Below are 18308 nucleotides of genomic sequence, written 5' to 3' on the forward strand. Positions count from 1 at the left end.
TTTCCCAGTCATGTCCATCCCTCCTTTCACTTCAGCCCCTCAGGCTGTGCCTGGTTTTTGGTTTGAGATTCGTAGATGGATCTATATTCGTCGCAGGTTGCGAGCAGTTCGTCGTGCGTGCCGGCGGCCATGATTCGGCCGTCTTCCATGACAAGGATCATGTCGGATTCCTGCACGGATGCGATGCGTTGCGCGATGATGATTTTCGTGGTGTCGGGAATCTCGTTGTGGAACGCTTCGCGGATCAGCTTGTCCGTCTTGGTGTCGACCGCGGAGGTGGAGTCATCGAGGATGAGGATCTTCGGTTTCTTCAGCAACGCTCGAGCGATGCACAGACGCTGGCGTTGTCCACCGGACACGTTGGTTCCGCCTTGTTCGATATAGGTGTCGTATTTGTCGGGGAATTCCTGGATGAAACCGTCAGCCTGGGCCAGTTGGCATGCGCGGCGGATTTCCTCGTCGGTGGCGTTCGGGTTGCCCCAGCGCAGGTTGTCCGCAATGGTGCCGGAGAACAGCACGTTCTTCTGTAAAACCATGGCCACTTGGTCGCGCAGGATTTCCAGATCGTACTTGCGCACATCCACACCGCCGACTTTAAGCGAACCGTCGGTCACATCGTACAGTCGCGGCACGAGCTGCACGAGACTGGACTTGGCCGAGCCAGTGCCGCCGACAATGCCAACGGTCATGCCGGAACGAATCTTGAGGGTGATGTCGTCCAGCACCGGTTTTTCGGAATTGTCGGAATAGCGGAAGGTGACATGGTCGAAATCGATCGAACCGTCGGCAACCGTCTTGACTGGTTCGGCGGGGTTGGTGACGGTGCTTTCCTCGTTGAGCACCTGGCAGATACGTTCCGCGGAAGCCTGCGAAATGATGCACATGACGAAGATCATGGACAGCATCATCATAGCCATGAGGATCTGCATGGCGTATGTGACCAATGCCGTCAGATCGCCGGTGGTCAATCCCAATGCGGCGTTGTTGCCGGACGAGACGATCTGCCGCGCGCCCATCCAAGCAATCAGAATCATCGAAACGTACACACAGACCATCATGAGCGGACCGTTGAAGCTCATCACACGGTCGGCCTTGCTGAAATCCTTGTAGATGCGCTGCGAAATACGGCCGAACTTCGCGATCTCATGGGATTCGCGGGTATAGGACTTCACCACACGGATGCCCTGCAGATTCTCGTCCACCACATTGTTGAGCTTGTCATACGCGTGGAACACACGCTCGAACACCGGATGCACGTACACCGCCAGACCACACAGACCGAAAGCGAGAACAGGGATGCACGCCAGGAACACCAAGGAAATGGACGGGCTGATGCGGAACGAGAAGATCCACGCCACGATCATCATGATCGGGGCTCGCACACCCAGACGAATGATCATGGAATAGGCGTTCTGCAGGTTGGTCACATCGGTGGTGAGCCTGGTGATGATCGAGCCGGTGGAGAACTTGTCAATATTGGTGAAGCTGAAGCCCTGCACCTTCTCGAATTCGTCATGACGCAGGTTCTTGGCGAATCCAGCGCCGGCGATCGCGGCGAATTTACCGGCAAGGAAGCCAGCCGCGAGCGAACATAGCGAGCACGCCAGAAGAATCAGACCGAATTTGACGATGGCGGGCATGCTTTTGCCGGTGATGCCTTCATCAATCAACGACGCCATCACCGTGGGGATGAGGATTTCCAGAACACCTTCGACCACCACAAATATCGGGGTGAGAATGCTGGGCTTCCTATATTCACGCAGCGATTTGCCAAGCGTGCGTACGAGATGCCGCTTTTGTTTTGGCTGCGATTGCACCGCAGCCGTTGTCACGTTTGTTCCGCTCACTTACTCTTCCTTTCCTGTTTCGTCTTCCTGTGATGTTTTCCGTACAGTTGGTTGCGATTCGCATTCCCGCGATTGCCGTTCCCACGATTCCGCCTCGCACAATGCCAGGCTGGAATAGCGACTTTCGTCACCGATCAGCCCAGTGGAGACCAGATTGGTCTGCATCACGTCGAGCACGTGCATGAATTCGCGGATCTCGTCATCGCTCAAACCCTGAAGAAGAATGCCTTCCATAGCGATGGCGTTGGCTCGCAGCGCCTCGGCTATATCGCGCGATTTGTCAGTGAGCACGATTTTCTTCAACCGCGCGTCCCTCGGCACGGATTCGCGCACGATAAGCCCTTTGCGTTCCATCAATGCGAGCACCCTGCTCGACGTCGACCGGGTGATGCCGAAGCGGCGTTCCACATCCTGCGGGAAGATCTCCCGTTCCGAATGGCGCGCGAGGAAGGTGATGATGTCGATGTTGCCACCGCTCAGACTCTCCACTTCCATAGGACGCGTCACCGTAAGATACCGGTTGATGACGTTGTGCAGCGATCGGATGGCGACGCTTGGAGGCTTGCATGCGCCCCGCTCCCATGCTTCGGCGAACGCGGGGTTCACCGAAGCCGTTCCATCGTTCTGTATATCGTTCACGGAACATAAGATAACACGTTGTACATGCAACAGTTGCATATGCAACATTCAGCGTGTCGTGTGTGACGGAACCGGATCGCAGCACACCGAGCGCAATATTGTAATCGCAAAATCGCTTAAAAATAGCCAAAAATAAGCTCGGAACAAGCCGAAACCAAGTATGAAAAAGCCGAGGATGTGGTCCGCACCGGTTCATTCGCGGGCCACATCCTCGGTCTAAATCCTTGAAACTCCTTTTGCTTACGTCTTGTTTACGTCAATCCGTCTTATTCGGCGGTTTCGGCGATTTTGGCGTATTCGTCGAGCATGAAGGCGGTGATGGCCTTGCCGCCGTCGCTCATCAGCATCGGCATGGAGTTGATCGGCATGGACTTGAGGAACATGCGCATCATGTCGTTGTCGGGCAGCTGCGGCAGATTGCCGGCCTCGCCTTCCGCATACACGGATGCGACGATTTTGGAGCCGACCGGATCGTCGGCCCATTCGCCGAACGTGGACCATTCGTCGAGCGGCAGGGCCTTGCCGTCGCCGTCGAGCGTGACGACGGCCACGGCGGCGATGTCGCGGCTGGACGTGCCGACTTCGACGGTGTATTCGCCGGCTTCGACATGCCAGTCGTTGAACTTCTCGGACCAGTAGGCGAAGGCGCGCTCGTCCAGATCGAAGGTAATCTCAGCCGATTCGCCGGCCTTGAGGAACACCTTTCGGAAGCCCTTGAGCTCATGCTTCGGGCGGGCTACGGCGGCCTTGCCTGGAGCTACGTAGACCTGCACGGTTTCGGCGGCGTCCACGTCGGACGTGTTGGTGACGGTCGCGGTGACGTGTGCGGTGTTGGCGCCGGTCTTGGCGACGTTCACGCCGTCGATCGCAAAGGTCGCGTAGCTCAGGCCGAAGCCGAACGGGTAGTCGACGGCCTTGTCGTACGTGTCGTAGTAGCGGTAGCCGACGAACACGCCCTCACCATAGTCGACGTGCCCCTCCTCACCCGGCCAGTTGATCATGCTCGGATCGTCGTTGATGTTCATCGGAATGGTCTGTGCCAGCTTGCCGGACGGGCTGACCTTGCCGAAGATCACGTCGGCGAGCGCCGGACCGCCCGCCTGGCCAAGCAGCCAGGATTCGAGGATGCCCTTGGCGTTGCCCGCCCATGGTGCCACGGAGACGACGGATCCGTTGGACAGCACCACGACGATGTTCTTGTTTTCGGCGGCGACGGCTTTGAGCAGTTCGACCTGCTTGGCTGGAATGTCGAGGGTTTCACGGTCGAAGCCTTCGGATTCGGCGGCTTCCGGAAGGCCGAGGAACATGAGGACGACGTCGGCGTTTTTGGCGGTTTCGACGGCTTCGGCTTCGAGCGTGCGATCGGCCGGTTCGAGGTCGAGGGTGAAGCCCGGTGCGAACGCGACGTCGACGCCCCGCGCGGCGAGGGTGTCGAGGAAGCTGGTCATCTTGGTCGGGGTGATGTGGGACGAACCGCCGCCCTGGTAGCGCGGAGTGCGGGCGAATTCGCCGATGACGGCGATTTTCGCGTTTGCAGCGACCGGCAGGATGTCGTCGTCGTTTTTGAGCAGCACCATGGATTCGATGGCGGCCTGATGGGCCACCTCGTCGTGGGCGTCCACGTCGAAATGGTAATCGTCGATGCTCATGGCGGAGCGCGTCTTGTTCACGAGGTCGACCATGCCTTGGGCCATGCGGTCGAGCTGTTCGGGCTGGATGCGGCCGTCACGTGCGGCGTAGACGATCTGGTCGTCCGTGTAGCTCGGCGGCATTTCAAGGTTGAGGCCGGCGTTGAGGGAGGCGACGCGGTCGTGGTCGGCGCCCCAATCGCTCATGACGATGCCTTCATACCCCCATTCGTCGCGGAGCACGTCGGTGAGCAGCCAGCGGTTTTGTGCGGAATGCACGCCGTTGATGCGGTTGTAGGAGCACATGATGGTCCATGGCTGGGCGGTTTTGACGATGTGCTCGAAGGCCGGGAAGTAGATCTCGCGCAGCGCCCGCTGGGAGATGTTGGCGGATACGCGCAGACGGTCGGTCTCCTGGTTGTTGGCGGCGAAGTGCTTGAGCGAGGTGCCCACGCCCTTGGACTGCACGCCGGCGACGATGCCGACTGCCTCATGGCCGGCCAGATACGGGTCTTCGGACCAATATTCGAAGCAGCGGCCGCCGAGCGGATTGCGCTTGATGTTGACGCCGGGACCGAGGATGACGGCGACCTTCTCCTGGATGCATTCCTCCGCCATGGCCTCGCCGACCTGGTGGATGAGTTCCGGATTCCACGAGCTGGACAGGCCCGCGGCCGGCGGGAAGCAGGTGGCGGGCACGGAGTTGTTCAGATCGACTTCGCCGGTGGTGGCCGAGTTGGACTTGCGCAGACCGTGGGGTCCGTCGGTGATCATATAGCCGGGAATGCCCTTGGCTTCAACGCCCTGCAGATGCCAAGCGTCGCCGCCGGAAGTTAGGGATGCTTTCTCTTCAAGCGTCAGGTCATTGACGGAAGGATAGGTGTTTTCGCTCATACGTTCCTCTTTCGCATCGTTTTCTTGAGTTCGTATCGGTTAACCGGCTTGTGGAATCTCAACCCCGAAATCTTTACTAACCGGTCGGTAGGTACTTTATCAAAATCAACATCGCAACACGCCAATCTTCTTTGAAAAATCAGTTAACCGACCGTAAAGTAACTGCAAGTATTTACCACTTGAGAGAAATGGCGATTCATAAGCATTGCAGCGCACATGAATCGCCATTCATGGAAGGCAGGAGAGGGAATCATCATGGCCAACGAAGAAGTCGACCGAAGAGCGGAGATTCTCAATGCGGCCGTCGAACTGTTTGGAATGCTCGGCTATTACGGCACTTCCCTGCAGAAAATCGCCGATCGCGTAGGACTCACCAAGGCTGGCGTGCTGCATTATGTCGGCAGTAAGGAAGGACTGCTCACAGCCGCGCTGGACGAAGTCTACGATTCCGAAACGGAAGATATTCTTACCGACATAGTACGTGAGCCACGCCCGTTGATCGCCGACATGTGGCGCAGAATCGTGGCGGTGAACGCACGCAGACCGATTCAGGTGCACATGTTTTCCACGTTGAGCGCCGAAGCGATCGACCCGAACCACCCCGCACACGAGTACTTCGCCAACCGTGAGCTGCATAATGCCGACACCGCACTCAACATCCGTTGGCAAGTGCCCGAAGGTGTTGATACGCGTCGGCTGCTTAATGCGGGATTCGCCATGATGGATGGCGTGCAGCTGCGTTGGCTGCGCACGCCCGGTCAGGATCTGAACGCCATGTGGGCGGAATGCGAAGACGCCCTGTTCCCCCTGCCCATGTGGGAGGACTACCGCTAAGCCTCTGCCCCGGCACTGCATTAATGTATGGATGCAGACGTAAAAGGAGACATGTATGCGGATTCTGCTGGCACCGGACTCGTTCAAGGAAGCCGCTTCGGCTGAAGCAATCGCACAGGCGATGGCTCGCGGCATTAAGCGTGGCAATCCGCAGGCGGAATGCCGGCTCATGCCTCTTTCCGATGGCGGCGAAGGATTGACGCAAGCCTTGGTTCATGCCACCGCCGGCACGTTGCACAATGTTGAGACAGTTGATGCGATCGGCCGCCCGATTACCGCTCAGTTTGGCTTTCTTGGCAATAATCATGCTTCTTGTATTCTCCACACCGCCGTAGTCGAGTTGGCTTCGGCAAGCGGACTTGAACGGGTCTCCCCCGCCGACCGCAATGCGTTGTCCGCTTCCACGTTCGGCACCGGCTTGCTGATTCGTGCTGCGATTGACGCTGGCGCGGATCGTATTGTGCTTGGTTTGGGCGGCAGTGCCACTACGGATGGCGGCACGGGATTGGCTCGCGCGCTTGGATTTCGTTTTCTTGATACGGCAGGTCATGATATTCCGCTTGGTGGCGGTTCTCTTGTTGATTTGGAGAGGATTGACGATTCGGAAGTTCCCGATTTTGTAAAAAATGTTCCGATTGTTCTCGCCTGCGATGTCGCCAATCCTTTGACCGGACCAGAAGGTACTGCGCATGTGTTCGCTCCGCAAAAAGGCGCGAACACAGCACAGGTCGAACTCCTCGATCAGGGACTCGCGAATCTCGCACACGCGATCATGCAATACAATGGCCGCGATATTGAGCGCATTCCCGGTACAGGCGCCGCGGGCGGTACCGGCGGCGGGATGCTCGGCCTGTTCAATACAACAGTGCGGCCGGGAATCGAACTTGTGCTCGATCTTGCGCATGGTCGAGAAGCATGCGCATGGGCCGACGTCATCATCACCGGCGAAGGTTCCATCGACAGTCAGACACCGTACGGCAAAGTGCCGAATGGCATTGCGAAACTGGCGCAATCGCAAGGAAAACCAACTATTGCCATTGGCGGAACGGTAACCCGCGATCCACACACCATCGAAGCGTTGAACGAGACCGGCATCGTCGCAACGTTCGGCATTGCGCCCGGGTCGGCGGATCTTGCGACGCTGATCGCCAATACGGAACGCAATGTCGAGATTACGTGTGCCGCAATCGCCGGCACACTGCGCGTTGCTTCGGCTACTGCAGTAGCTGCAGCTACTTCACCTTGCGAATCAGCATGATGAACACCGTGCCCAGCAGCACCGCAACCACAGCGATCGGGAACAAAGCCGTATAACCGCCAGTGGCAAGCACAATCGCGACGGCAAGCTGCTGTATGGCGTTCATCACCGCGGAACAGTCGGCGTTCATTGACGATGGCAACTGGTTCAACGCATGCGTCTGATCAGGCACCAGTACGAATCCGGAAGCGGCCATAAACAGTGCGTATGCCACAACGATGACCCATTCATGTGAGCCGCCCACGATCGGCATTTCGTAGGCGGCTCATATCAGACTAGCGTGTCGATTATTAGGTTCTGCGACACGGCTTATTTCGTTTCGCTTTTACGCGACGGTGAAGGTGGTGCGCTTCAAGTGTTCGCGACGGCTGGAATGACCGATAAGCACTTCGAATTCGCCCGGTTCGACGATCCGGTTAGCTTCCGAATCGACGATGGTGCAATCGGAAACCGGAATGTCGAAGGCAACGGTCTTACTTTTGCCTGGTTCGAGTTCCACGCGCTGGAATGCTTTAAGTTCACGATCAGTCCAGCTGTAGGAGGTCACGATGTCGCCGATGTAGAGCTGTACTACTTCCGTGCCCTTGCGATCGCCCGTATTGGTGAGGGTGATTTCGGCATGCACAGTGTCGGTTTCGGCGAATATGCCGGATTCCGGAACGTTGGTGATGGTCGGATCTCCGTATTCGAACGTGGTGTAGCTCAGACCCTCGCCGAATGCGAATGCCGGATTCTGCGTGAGGTCGGCGTAACGGTTGCCGTGCTGGCCTCGAATCTGGTTGTAGTAGACCGGCAGCTGTCCTGCGTGACGCGGGAAGGTGATCGGCAGGCGTCCGCTCGGTTCGGTTTCGCCGAGAATGATTTCGGCGATGGCCTGGCCGCCCTTCATGCCCGGGCTTGGAGCCCACAGCAGAGCCGAAGTGCCTTCGGCTGGAGTTTCGTCAACAATCACGCCATTGGTACCGATCACGGATGCCGGCAGCACTTGCGGCTTGGAGCTGACGAGCACCACCACGAACGGCTTGCCGGTTTCGCGAGCCACGTTCGACAGTGCATCGATCAGTGCATTCTGTCCGCCGAGCAGTTCAAGCGTGGCGGTGGAGCAGCCTTCGCCAATGGCCTGGATCACATCGCCCACCACGGCCACGATCAGGTCGCTTTTACGTGCGTTTTCCACGGCTTCGCCAAGCAGTGCGCGATCAATCTTGGCGGAAACGCCGATCTTCGGGCGAGGCTGTCCATCCGGGTAGAACTCGCCTTCCGGATCGGGCACCAAATCCACGATGTTGGCACCGCGAGAGTACACGACCTCGCAACCTTCCGGAGCGAGCTGCTTGAAACCATCAAGCACGGTGGTGATCATTTCACGCGGGTGGCCGTCAGGCATCCAGTTGATCTGGCCGGAGCTGCCTGCCCAGTCGCCCAGCTGGGTCTGGACGTCATCGGCGAGCGGGCCAACGACCGCGATACGCTTCGCACCGGCCACGTTGAACGGCAGTGAACCGTCGTTCTTCAGCAATGCCACGGCTTCGCGAGCCACTTCAAGGTTGAGCTGCTGATGCTCTTCGGAACCGATCACTGCATCGATACGCTTCTGGTCGGGCAAGCGTGGATCTTCGAACAGTCCAAGACGGAACTTCAGTGCGAGAATACGAGCCACGGCGGCATCGATCAACGATTCGTCAAGCAGACCGGTCTTCACGGCTTCGATCGCACCCTCGTAGAACTTTGGCGTGGTCATCACCAAGTCGTTGCCGGACTTGACCGCATCGGCAGCAGCCTGCACATAATCAGGCTTGACCTTCTGCTCCCACACGGAACGGCCGACGTTGTCCCAGTCGGTGATGAGCGTGCCCTGATAGTTCCAAGCGCCACGCAGTTTGTCGGAAAGCAGCCACTTGTTGAAGGTGACCGGCACACCTTCGATGGATTCGTAGCCGAGCATGAAGGTGCCACAGCCTTCCTTGGCTACGCGTTCGAATGGCGGCAGGAACCAGGATTCCAGCTTGCGGTGGCTCAGGTCGGCTTCGGAAGCGTCACGCCCTCCCTGTGTTTCGGAATAGCCTGCGAAATGCTTGGCGCATGCGAGGATCGCGTCTTTGGCGAGCGGCTCGCCCGCCTTGGCTCCACCTTGATAGCCCTTGACAATGGACGATGCCATTTCGCCAATCAGGTACGGATCTTCGCCAAAGGTTTCGCCTACGCGGCCCCAACGGGTGTCTCGCGCGATGCACAGCACCGGGGAGAACGTCCAATGCACGCCGGTGGCTGACACTTCCTCGGCGGTGGCACGGCCCGCGGCCTGTACCTTTTCGGAATCCCACGTGGTTGCCATGCCCAGCTGTTCCGGGAAAATGGTGGCTCCCGGCCAGAAGGAATAGCCGTGAATGCAGTCGTCGCCGATCACCAGCGGAATGCCGAGACGGGTTTTGGCGTTCACCGTTTCCACGGCTTTCGGCAGATCGGACGGCGAGGTGTGCAGAATGGAACCAACGTGCTTGTTGACGATCAGATCGTCCAAATCGCCGCTTCGCGCGTCAAGCTGCATCATCTGTCCGACTTTTTCCTCAAGGGTCATTCGACCAAGCAGATCGGCGATGCGTTCCTCAGTAGGAAGTTTCGGATTCCTATAGGGCAGATTTACAGTATTTTCAGTGGTTTCGGTCATGGATTGCTCACTTTCCTCATTGAAGCGATTTCCTTTAATTACCAATTGGTATTTTAGTATATCATATGCACATCCGCAACTCGACATAAACCCGTCAACGCAAAAGGCGAGGGACCATCAGACCCTCGCCTTTTCGCACGCGCATGCAATGCCAATCTCAACAAGTATTCAAAATCAACGATATGCATCCCACAACGGGGATGGAAACAGCATGTTTTCCATCTGAGCCCACTCTTTGCATAAATCAACTTCAGGCTCGCGCAACCACCATAATTGCACACCATCCATGATTTCCATGGCCTTACGCACCACCGGTCGTATACTCGACTTCCATGAACCCAATTGCGGAGGAATCAGCCAAGGATATTGCGAATAGTTCTCCCAAATATCGTCCATACGAGCAGTGAATTCATCATGCAACGGATGTTCAGGATTCAACGATTCCGCAGAAAGCACGGTAAACTTTGAAACAGACACCCCCAAGTATGCCAAAACCAAGCGTCACTATATGTGGACGCAGCAATGAACAATTCCCCTATGACAACTAGCATGGGGAGACATTATTTGTAAAGCATAAAAGAAGGTCCATTCAAATGGAGAAGCCGAACGATATTAAAAGAGACTCCATATCAGTGAATTACTTTTTGAATACTGCTGCGTACAGCGGTCTCTTCTCCCTTCTTTCGGTTATTCTCACCGGCCAAGTTTCTGCGGCGTCATCGCTATATGTTGGGCTGGCGCTCGGAATTTTATCTCTTTTTTCTAGAGGCAGTACTGTTTTTATAGGTAGCCTGATTGAGCGTTTCTCAACGGTATCCCTCACCGAGGCCGGTTTCGGATTCATGGTTTTTTCACTTTTGCTGCTACAACCGGCAATGGGTGGTTTTATCGGCTTCCTTTTTGCGGATTTGGCTTTGCTGGGACTCGGTCTTTCATTGGTTAATTTTGCCCTACGAGGGCATATCATCGCTACAGTAAAGGATAAAAAAATTCAGGCTTCTTTGTTTGCTTTAGTGACTATGGCAGCCAATCTTGGATCCGCGATTGGACCTCTGGGCTCGAATTACATATATAAAGCTTTCGGACAAACGCTCTTTATTGCAATCATCGTCGGACTCTATGCTTTTTCTGCTTTACTAGCTCCAATAGCGCTGACTCATCATGTCTTCATACGCAATGAGAAAAGCGGCGAGGAAAACACTTCCTCCATCGTGAAGACCATTACAGACTCGCTGAAAAGTCCCGGTACGGTTCTTGCCATCCTGGCGGTGTTCGTGGGCAGTATAATGAATGGTCAGCTTTTTGCCGGAATGGCATTGGAATTCCACTCGTTATCCGATAGTCCAGTCATAAGAGGATTGTTCTATTCCATTGATGCCATATCGGTCATAGCACTGCAAATGCCGGTAAGTAAGATCATCTCGCGCAATATGACCAAAGAACATAATGCCACCTCATTCATAGTCAAAAGCCTGGGGATTTATGGAATTTCCTTCGCACTATTCGCCTGCGGAGTCTCGTCGTACTGGTGGATATGCATCATTTCCTTGGTTGTGTTCTCCATTGCAGAATGCATCTATGCGCCATTAATCAATATTGCTCTGGTAGAGGCACAGCCAGATAAGCCTTTGGTGGACATTCTGAACTATCGGCTGATAATTGCAGCCATTGGTGAATCGGCAGGCTCATTCCTTGGCGGTTGGATCGTTCCGGCACTACGTCCTGCAGGATTGACGGCTTGGTATTGGTGTGCACTGGCGTTAGTGGGAATAATGCCTGCAGTCGTCACTAATCAAATTAGAAAACGTGGACAAAGAATCATTCGTCATTGAAAGAAAAAGTCTTGGTGAGTACACCGGAAGGGGAATGACATGAAAGTATTATTGCTGCAACAGCCCAAATCTTTCTCAAATTATCCTAAATGGATTGAGGAAATCCAAGAACGTTTCGATTGTTTAGAAGTTATGGTCTTCACCTCGAACGATCGAGCCGCACACCATAGTTGGCCGAGCTCCGTCATCAAGGAAATCGAGGTTTCCGATTATTCCTCTGATAGCGCTACCGCAAAATTCTTTGATATTGTCAGGAAATTTAAACCAGATAGGATAGTTTCCAGCTCAGAGGAAGACGTACTGAGGGTTGCAGAGGCGAGAAGTTTATTTGGAATTCCCGGTTTACAGCATGAACTGGCGTTAAGCTGTCGAGATAAAGTCACGATGAAACAATCGGCCCTTGATGCCGGATTAAAGATTATTCCCTATACCACCTGCCAAGGCTTTGGAGATATTATTTCGGCGTTCGATCGTTGGGAGACGGTTGTTCTCAAACCTCGATGGGGCGCAGGGTCTGCAGGCATTACGATATTGCATTCGAAAGATGACCTGCCTGCTTTAGCTACCAAGCCGGAATTCATACGAAACGTGCATTCAAACCAGTATTACTTAGAGGAATATTGTTCCGGTTCCGTCTACCATGTGGATGTAGTCTATATCAATTCCGGTTCGATTCTGATCTCACCATCACGGTACCTTGTCCCGCCACTGGATTTCGAGAAACAAAACACCGGTTCCGTGATGTTGGATGAGAACGGTGCCGACTATTCCGAGCTGCTCCGACTGACAAAGCAATTAATTGCATCTTTCAACGATCAGACGATTCCGAATGTGATGCATATCGAATTCTATAAGAATGAAACCGGTGATTTCGTATTCGGGGAAATGGCGGCACGCAGAGGAGGCGGTCTCATCAAGCAGGAGCTGGCAGCCGCCTATGGCATAGACCAAAGCAAGGCCAACTTCCTATTGGAACTTGGTCTTGTCGATGCGGATGCGAATATTACGCGATCATCTCAGTATGGCATACTGCTGGAAACCGCTGGATTGAACTGGCCAAAGGAAAAAGAAATCCCGGATTGGGCGGTTTTGGAATCTGTGGGCAAGAAAAAAGGTATCGCTCATAACTCTGTTGATTCTGACAGGAAATTTCTTATTTCCGGCAAGAATGAATCTGAGATTATTCAACGTTCTAATTATCTTATAAATAGTCAATATAATGAGTAAAATTAACTTTTTACAGAGGGACAATTGTAACTAATTCTGCAGCAGGTTCTATATATGACGAATTATTATGTAGAATTGGTAATTCTACTGAATCTAGACTCTTCCGTAAAATAATGATACTAGTATCGCTAGGGATGTTGGGAACCAGCATTGGCGTCTATACGGGAAGCGCAGCAGGTAGTCTGACTGCATCAAAATGGTCGACATCTCAAGAAACCAGCATGTCTCTTTCAGCAAACTTTTCAGGCACTACCACAATAGAAGATAAGCAAAATGAGGGTGGCCGTCAGGTCACCCCCGAACGTATGCGGAACACACATAAAATCAGCGGCATGCATCCCAGAGGGGCGCGGGAAACAGCAGATTCTCCATTTCGGACCATTCCTCACACAAGTCCACTTCCGGTTCGCGCAGCCACCACAGCTGAATGCCATCCATGATTTCCATGGCTTTGCGCACCACTGGCCGCATGCTGCCGGCCCATGCGCCCAATTGCGGCGGAACCACCCACGGGTATTTCGAGTAGTGTTCCCAGATGTCCTCCATGCGTCCCATGAATTCGTCATGCAATGGGTGATCCGGGTTCAGGGATTCCACCGACAGCACGGTGAACAGCTGCACCATCATGCGGCGGCGCGAGTTGTGTTTCACCAGGTAGCGCAGATACGCGGGAAAATGCGGCGCGGACGGGTCGCTGCCCGGCATGCCCGAAGAGAAGAAGTCCTCCGGCGTGCCGGTCTGCCCGTAGTATTCGTCATATACCAGCGCCAGCATTTTGTCTTTGTTGTCGACGTATCGCAACACGCCTTGTTTGGAGATGCCGACCCTGTCGGCCACGTCTTGGATGGAAATGCCATTGAATCCACGCTCACTGATCAGCTGAACAGCCGCATCCAGCACTTCCGCTCGACGCTCCTGCGGTGATTTTCGGATACGTTTCGAAGTCTCTTCCTCTGCCATGATTCCGAGTCTAATGCACCTTGCGTCGATTGCCGTTGATTGACTGCCTATGGCACGTCATCGTGAGAGGTATCCGCCCGAATCCATCCATGACGCCATACGCGAGTCAGATCCCACGCCTCAAGATTGCCGCCGTTGCGAGGATCCCGCGGCGGTTTCCCTTCGCCACTACCCGGTTTCGCGGAGCGCGCAAGCTGGTAGCTCCAATAGATCTGCCCCGCCGACACGTCCCATGCCGCGCGTTGCAATCGTGACACTTGGCGGTATGCAGCCGATCGGTTTTGGCTGTGTAGGGCCCACTGATTCTCCACGCACCACTCGCCCACCAGCACGGGAATACGACGGGCCGCCGAACGGATGGCGATGCCACTCGCGCCCACCAGCATCCGGTACAGCCATGGCAGTCGCCGCGATCGCAGGTACAGCCGGCGTGCCGGTCCCGAAAACAGCGGATCCTCCATCGCGATGAGATACTGATGGGTGTCGAGCATGACGTTGCGCATGCCAGCACGACGAAACCAACCGCCCCAGCGGAGTAGTCGGAAACCGTCATGGAATACGATCACGGTTTCCGGACGTAGCACGGCGCGTAACCGGGCGTAAGCGTCGCGGTAGAAGCGCTTCAGAAACCGCAGTGAGACATACATGCTACCGGAAGCCTCATGAGAGTCTTTCGCCGTGTTCGACGTGCTATGGAACACCGACCAGCTCACTGGTTCGTTGAGTACTTCGATGCTGTGCAGGGCCGGTTCGTCGCGGTATCGGCGAGCCAATCGCTCCAGCACGTTCAGCGTGTACTCCACCAAGTCCGTATTCTGCGCCCATTTGCACACACCCGTCAGACCGCCGTTGTCGAAACCGTTCTGCGATTCGGGAACGGTATGCAGGTCAATCATAATCTTCAATCCCGTCTCCCGCGCCCAGCGGAACGCGCGGTCGAGGTACGTGATGCAGCCCGGATGCCCGGGCCAGTCGCCGAAGATGAAATACGGTATGGGAATGCGTACGAGGTTGATTCCGTGACCGACGATAATACGGAAATCCTCCAAGGTGATGTAGGTTTCGCGGTGCCGGCGCAGTTCCTCGGCGAGATTCCGTTCGGACCAGAGGGATACGTGCGTGCGGTGCATCCAGATTTCATCGTCTTCGGCGCTGCGGGTGAACGGTTTCGGATCCATCCATTTCTCCAGCACCAGCCAGTTGCCGAGGTTCACGCCGTCGATTCGCTCGTCGATGCCTAGCACCATGCGTCTCACCGCCCTTACGTTCGGGGGTTGCCCGACTTTTCGCTTCCGCCCATCACAACCCATGGCAAAACCCATTCGGCCCAATGGGCCAAGGAACCGCGCGTCATTCGCAACGTTCCTTGGTCCATTGTATGCGCCCCGCGAGCGGCCACGCGGCCGCTCGGAATCGGATCACAGCCGGATCAGGGTCGTTGAATGATCGTGGTGGCCGGCCGGGCGGGATCAGTCGACGGGCTTCGTCTCGTCCGCCTCGTAGTCGAAGAAGTCGAAGTCGGCGGTCTTCTCGTGCAGAGCGGCGTCGGTGATGGCGATGCCGACCATAGTGCCGGTGAATTCGCCGTACTTGCAGTATTCGTCAGAGAAGGTGGTAGTGTCGAAATCCGGGCCAATCTTGGTCCAGTTCTCGCCATCATAACCCCACTCGAACCAAGTACGACGACCTTCGATATTCAAACGGAAATAGATCGGCTTGTCTTCCACAGCAACGCGAGTGTCAAGCATTTCCGTCTTTTCACCGTTTTCGAGACGCACAATCGAAATCGCGCTGCCGCCAAGCGTCTGTGAATAATACTTGCGCAGGAAAATATTATTCATGTTGTCGTAGTAGATGGTCAAGCCAGCGCTGTGCTGGTAGACTTCCGGCTCGAACTCCATCTTCGTGGTGACGGTGGCGTACACGCTGGTGAGTTTGCGTGCGATCAGGCTCGTGCGGTTGAGCGATGCCAACGATTCCTCGCCGCGGATGCGCAGCCAACCGGGGCGTTCCGTCACGTTGGCGAAGGTGGTCGGCATCTGCCGCGGCGAATAATACCAGTTGCCGATCGCGCCGCCGTCGAAGTCGTCGTGCCCGGGAATCTCCGGCATCGGCGCATCCGGCAGATCCGGCTCTTCGACTTCGAGTTTGGCCAGATTGGAGCCGTCCGCCATGCGCAGCCAGCCGTCATTCGTCCATGTCATCTTCTGAATGGCGGTTTCACGGCCAAGCGTACAACGTAATTCCGGCACAAACGGACGGCTGGTCAGGTGCACAAGATATGTCTCGCCGTTCGGCAGATCCACGTAGGAGCCGTGCCCGGACTTCTGCAGCACGGAATCCGGGTTGAAATAGCGCGGCTTCAAATGATCGTCATCAGCACGCTCGTTTGACTCCTTCGGCTGCGAAGTGACGAGCGGACCATTCGGATCCGGCTCATACGGACCCCACACATTGCGGGAACGGCCCATGGTCACGGCATGGTTGTAGCCAGTGCCACCCTCGGCGCACATAATGTAATACCAGCCGTCACGCTTGGTCAGATGCGGAGCCTCAATGCAGCCACGATCAGTAGCGCCACGCCATATACGCTTCGGATAGCCAACCACATGCTTGGTTTCCGGATCATATTCCACACAGCAGATCACGCCCGGCTTCTCATAGCCTTCACGGGTCTCCCACTCCAAGCTGACGATGTACTTCTTGCCATTGTCATCATGTAAAATGGACGCGTCGAAACCAGAAGATGTCAGATATACCGGCTCGCTCCACGGACCTTCAATGCTCTTTGACTTAATCAGATAATTATTCACGTCGAAATAGCGTGCATTCATGGAGTTCATAACGCCGTAAATCACGTAAAACATGTCCTCTTCCTCACAATACGTGAGACATGGAGCCCAAATGCCCTTAGCGCTCGGCAGCTTGGTGAGGTTCGGCTTCGTATCATCAGTAAGCACGTGGGTGAGCAGCTCCCAATGCTTCATATCCTTCGAATGGTAAATCGGAATACCCGGGAACCATTCGAATGTAGAGACAGCAACATAGTAGTCGTCGCCTTTACGGCAGATGGCCGGATCAGGATTGAAGCCTTTGAAGATCGGATTATGCAGCATTGTCGTTCCTTAATGTTCTTGATATCACGCGTTGCTTTGTACGATTCTTGCGTCCGACGGAATCACTTTTGGACGGGGAACCAGTTTTGGGCGATGCAGCGTCCAAGGTCCCATGCGTCCCAGCCGATCCAGCCGGGAGTGTTGACAGTGTCAGTGAGCAGCTTGTAGTTCCAGTAGTAGAAGCCGCTGCCCTTGCTCCATGCGGCGAGCTGGGATTCGGCTAGGCCCCGGTACAGCGAGCGCTTCTGTTCGGCGGTCAGGGTTTCGACCTGAGCCCCTTCCTCGCCGTTGAGCACGCTTTGGCCGCCGTGGGTGTCCACACCGCAGCCGACGGAGTTGAACAGGCACCACTCCCCCACAATCACCGGGAAGTATTCGCTCATCTCGGCGATCATCGGCGCATAGGTATTCCTCACGAAGTCGTCGTAGCCCTCCGCTGTCTGCGGGCAACCCATCGTTTCGGCGGTCATGAGGTATTGGTGGGTATCGAGGACCACGTTCTTAAACTCGGGCGCGAGCTTGCCGTCGGGGCCGCGCATGAAGTCCTTCCACTGTTCGATGTCGAAACCGTCGTGGAACACCACGACTTTGTCGGTCGGCAACGCGCCCTTGTCAGCGTCGCGCAGACGGTGGTAGGCGGTGATGTAGAAGTTCTTGAGCCAGTCGAATGCGATCGGGCCGGTGCCTTCGGCGAGTTCCGGATCGACCGCCTTGTAGCGTTCGGTCACGTTCGCCATCGGCCAGCAGGTGGCGGTGTTCGGCTCGTTGATGATTTCGATGCCCATCAGCGCCCGACGATGGCCGTACCGCTTGGAGAGGCGTTCGAGCACGGACAGCACGAATTCGACTTCGTCGGGCAGCTGCGCCCACTTGCACACGCCGGAGATGCCGCCGTTGTCGAAGCCGTTTTGGCTCATCGGTGCGGTGTGCAGATCGATAAGGATGGTCAGGCCGTATTTCTCGGCCCAGTTGAAGGCCTTGTCGAGTTCGTCGATGCAGCCGATGAACGGCGCGCGGTCGCCGAAGATGAAGTACGGCACGGGGATGCGCACGGAGTTCAGTCCCCACGATTTGATGGTGGCGAAGTCGCGCTCGTTGATGTATTCGGCGCGGTGGGTCCTGATACGGGCCTCGTAGACGGCCGGATCAAGTTGCGTCGGCAGATAGTATTCGTCATCGGCAGTGGTTCCATCGAATAATGCCGGGTTCATCCACTTTTCCAGAACCAGCCAGTTACCCAGGTTCACGCCCTTGATGTAATTAAGGTCCATATGCACTCCTTCGTACGCTTTCAATCATATTTTTTATTACTTAGTAATTACTAAGTTAGATGATAGTACATTTTTCTCCTCCCCGCAACTCGTCTCGGACATCTCTCCGAACCGCTGTCGCACTATTTCGCATA

General features: G+C 55.6%; 14 protein-coding genes. 4 read left to right on the forward strand and 10 right to left on the reverse strand.

The features are described from left to right. Window positions 1–26: 26 nt before the first annotated feature. The 3 genes from BAD_RS06300 to BAD_RS06310 all read right to left on the reverse strand — a co-directional run bounded on the left by BAD_RS06300 (window position 27) and on the right by BAD_RS06310 (window position 5008). Window positions 27–1847, reverse strand: a complete 1821-nt coding sequence (locus BAD_RS06300; protein ID WP_011743517.1) for an ABC transporter ATP-binding protein — start codon at window positions 1845–1847, stop codon at window positions 27–29. After that, entirely contained in the window at window positions 1848–2486 is a 639-nt protein-coding gene (locus tag BAD_RS06305) for a MarR family winged helix-turn-helix transcriptional regulator (protein WP_231836964.1), read from the reverse strand. A 266-nt stretch (window positions 2487–2752) separates the two neighbouring features. Then, entirely contained in the window at window positions 2753–5008 is a 2256-nt protein-coding gene (locus tag BAD_RS06310) for an exo-alpha-(1->6)-L-arabinopyranosidase (protein WP_011743519.1), read from the reverse strand. Window positions 5009–5263: 255 nt separating this feature from the next. Between BAD_RS06310 and BAD_RS06315 the strand changes: the two genes are divergently transcribed. Together BAD_RS06315 and BAD_RS06320 are read left to right on the forward strand one after the other, a co-directional pair. Beyond that, window positions 5264–5842 (forward strand): TetR/AcrR family transcriptional regulator, encoded by a 579-nt coding sequence (locus BAD_RS06315; RefSeq protein WP_041777369.1) that lies wholly within the window; start codon window positions 5264–5266, stop codon window positions 5840–5842. Window positions 5843–5897: 55 nt separating this feature from the next. After that, window positions 5898–7100: a glycerate kinase family protein gene (locus BAD_RS06320; RefSeq protein ID WP_011743521.1), complete on the forward strand. Its 1203-nt coding sequence runs from the start codon at window positions 5898–5900 to the stop codon at window positions 7098–7100. On the opposite strand, the gene BAD_RS06325 is transcribed toward BAD_RS06320, so the two are convergent. The 3 genes from BAD_RS06325 to BAD_RS06335 all read right to left on the reverse strand — a co-directional run bounded on the left by BAD_RS06325 (window position 7075) and on the right by BAD_RS06335 (window position 10266). Next, complete coding sequence (locus tag BAD_RS06325) at window positions 7075–7353, reverse strand: hypothetical protein (protein ID WP_041777370.1); 279 nt, start codon at window positions 7351–7353, stop codon at window positions 7075–7077. The two genes, BAD_RS06320 and BAD_RS06325, sit on opposite strands and share 26 nt — an antisense overlap. A gap of 72 nt (window positions 7354–7425) precedes the next feature. Beyond that, entirely contained in the window at window positions 7426–9768 is a 2343-nt protein-coding gene (locus tag BAD_RS06330) for a glycoside hydrolase family 3 N-terminal domain-containing protein (protein WP_113736376.1), read from the reverse strand. 174 nt (window positions 9769–9942) lie between these two features. Continuing rightward, window positions 9943–10266 (reverse strand): TetR family transcriptional regulator, encoded by a 324-nt coding sequence (locus tag BAD_RS06335; RefSeq protein ID WP_231836966.1) that lies wholly within the window; start codon window positions 10264–10266, stop codon window positions 9943–9945. A gap of 95 nt (window positions 10267–10361) precedes the next feature. On the opposite strand from BAD_RS06335, the gene BAD_RS06340 reads away from it, so the two are divergent. Next, window positions 10362–11600 carry an MFS transporter gene (locus BAD_RS06340; RefSeq protein WP_003834150.1) on the forward strand — a complete coding sequence of 413 codons (1239 nt, stop codon included), beginning with the start codon at window positions 10362–10364 and terminating at the stop codon, window positions 11598–11600. A 39-nt stretch (window positions 11601–11639) separates the two neighbouring features. Further along, window positions 11640–12827 (forward strand): ATP-grasp domain-containing protein, encoded by a 1188-nt coding sequence (locus BAD_RS06345; protein WP_011743524.1) that lies wholly within the window; start codon window positions 11640–11642, stop codon window positions 12825–12827. Between the two features lie 324 nt (window positions 12828–13151). Here BAD_RS06345 and BAD_RS06350 read toward each other — a convergent pair whose 3' ends face one another. The 4 genes from BAD_RS06350 to BAD_RS06365 form a co-directional block, all read right to left on the reverse strand. Beyond that, complete coding sequence (locus BAD_RS06350; protein WP_003834147.1) at window positions 13152–13787, reverse strand: TetR/AcrR family transcriptional regulator; 636 nt, start codon at window positions 13785–13787, stop codon at window positions 13152–13154. 47 nt (window positions 13788–13834) lie between these two features. Then, window positions 13835–15034, reverse strand: coding sequence for a glycoside hydrolase family 5 protein (locus BAD_RS06355; protein ID WP_011743525.1), 1200 nt, complete (start codon window positions 15032–15034; stop codon window positions 13835–13837). Between the two features lie 222 nt (window positions 15035–15256). Continuing rightward, on the reverse strand, window positions 15257–16903 hold the full coding sequence (locus tag BAD_RS06360; RefSeq protein WP_011743526.1) for a glycoside hydrolase family 43 protein: 1647 nt from the start codon (window positions 16901–16903) through the stop codon (window positions 15257–15259). A 62-nt stretch (window positions 16904–16965) separates the two neighbouring features. After that, window positions 16966–18174, reverse strand: a complete 1209-nt coding sequence (locus tag BAD_RS06365; protein WP_011743527.1) for a glycoside hydrolase family 5 protein — start codon at window positions 18172–18174, stop codon at window positions 16966–16968. Window positions 18175–18308: the final 134 nt, after the last annotated feature.

Origin of the sequence: Bifidobacterium adolescentis ATCC 15703, from assembly GCF_000010425.1 — a bacterium.
Taxonomy (GTDB): domain Bacteria; phylum Actinomycetota; class Actinomycetes; order Actinomycetales; family Bifidobacteriaceae; genus Bifidobacterium; species Bifidobacterium adolescentis.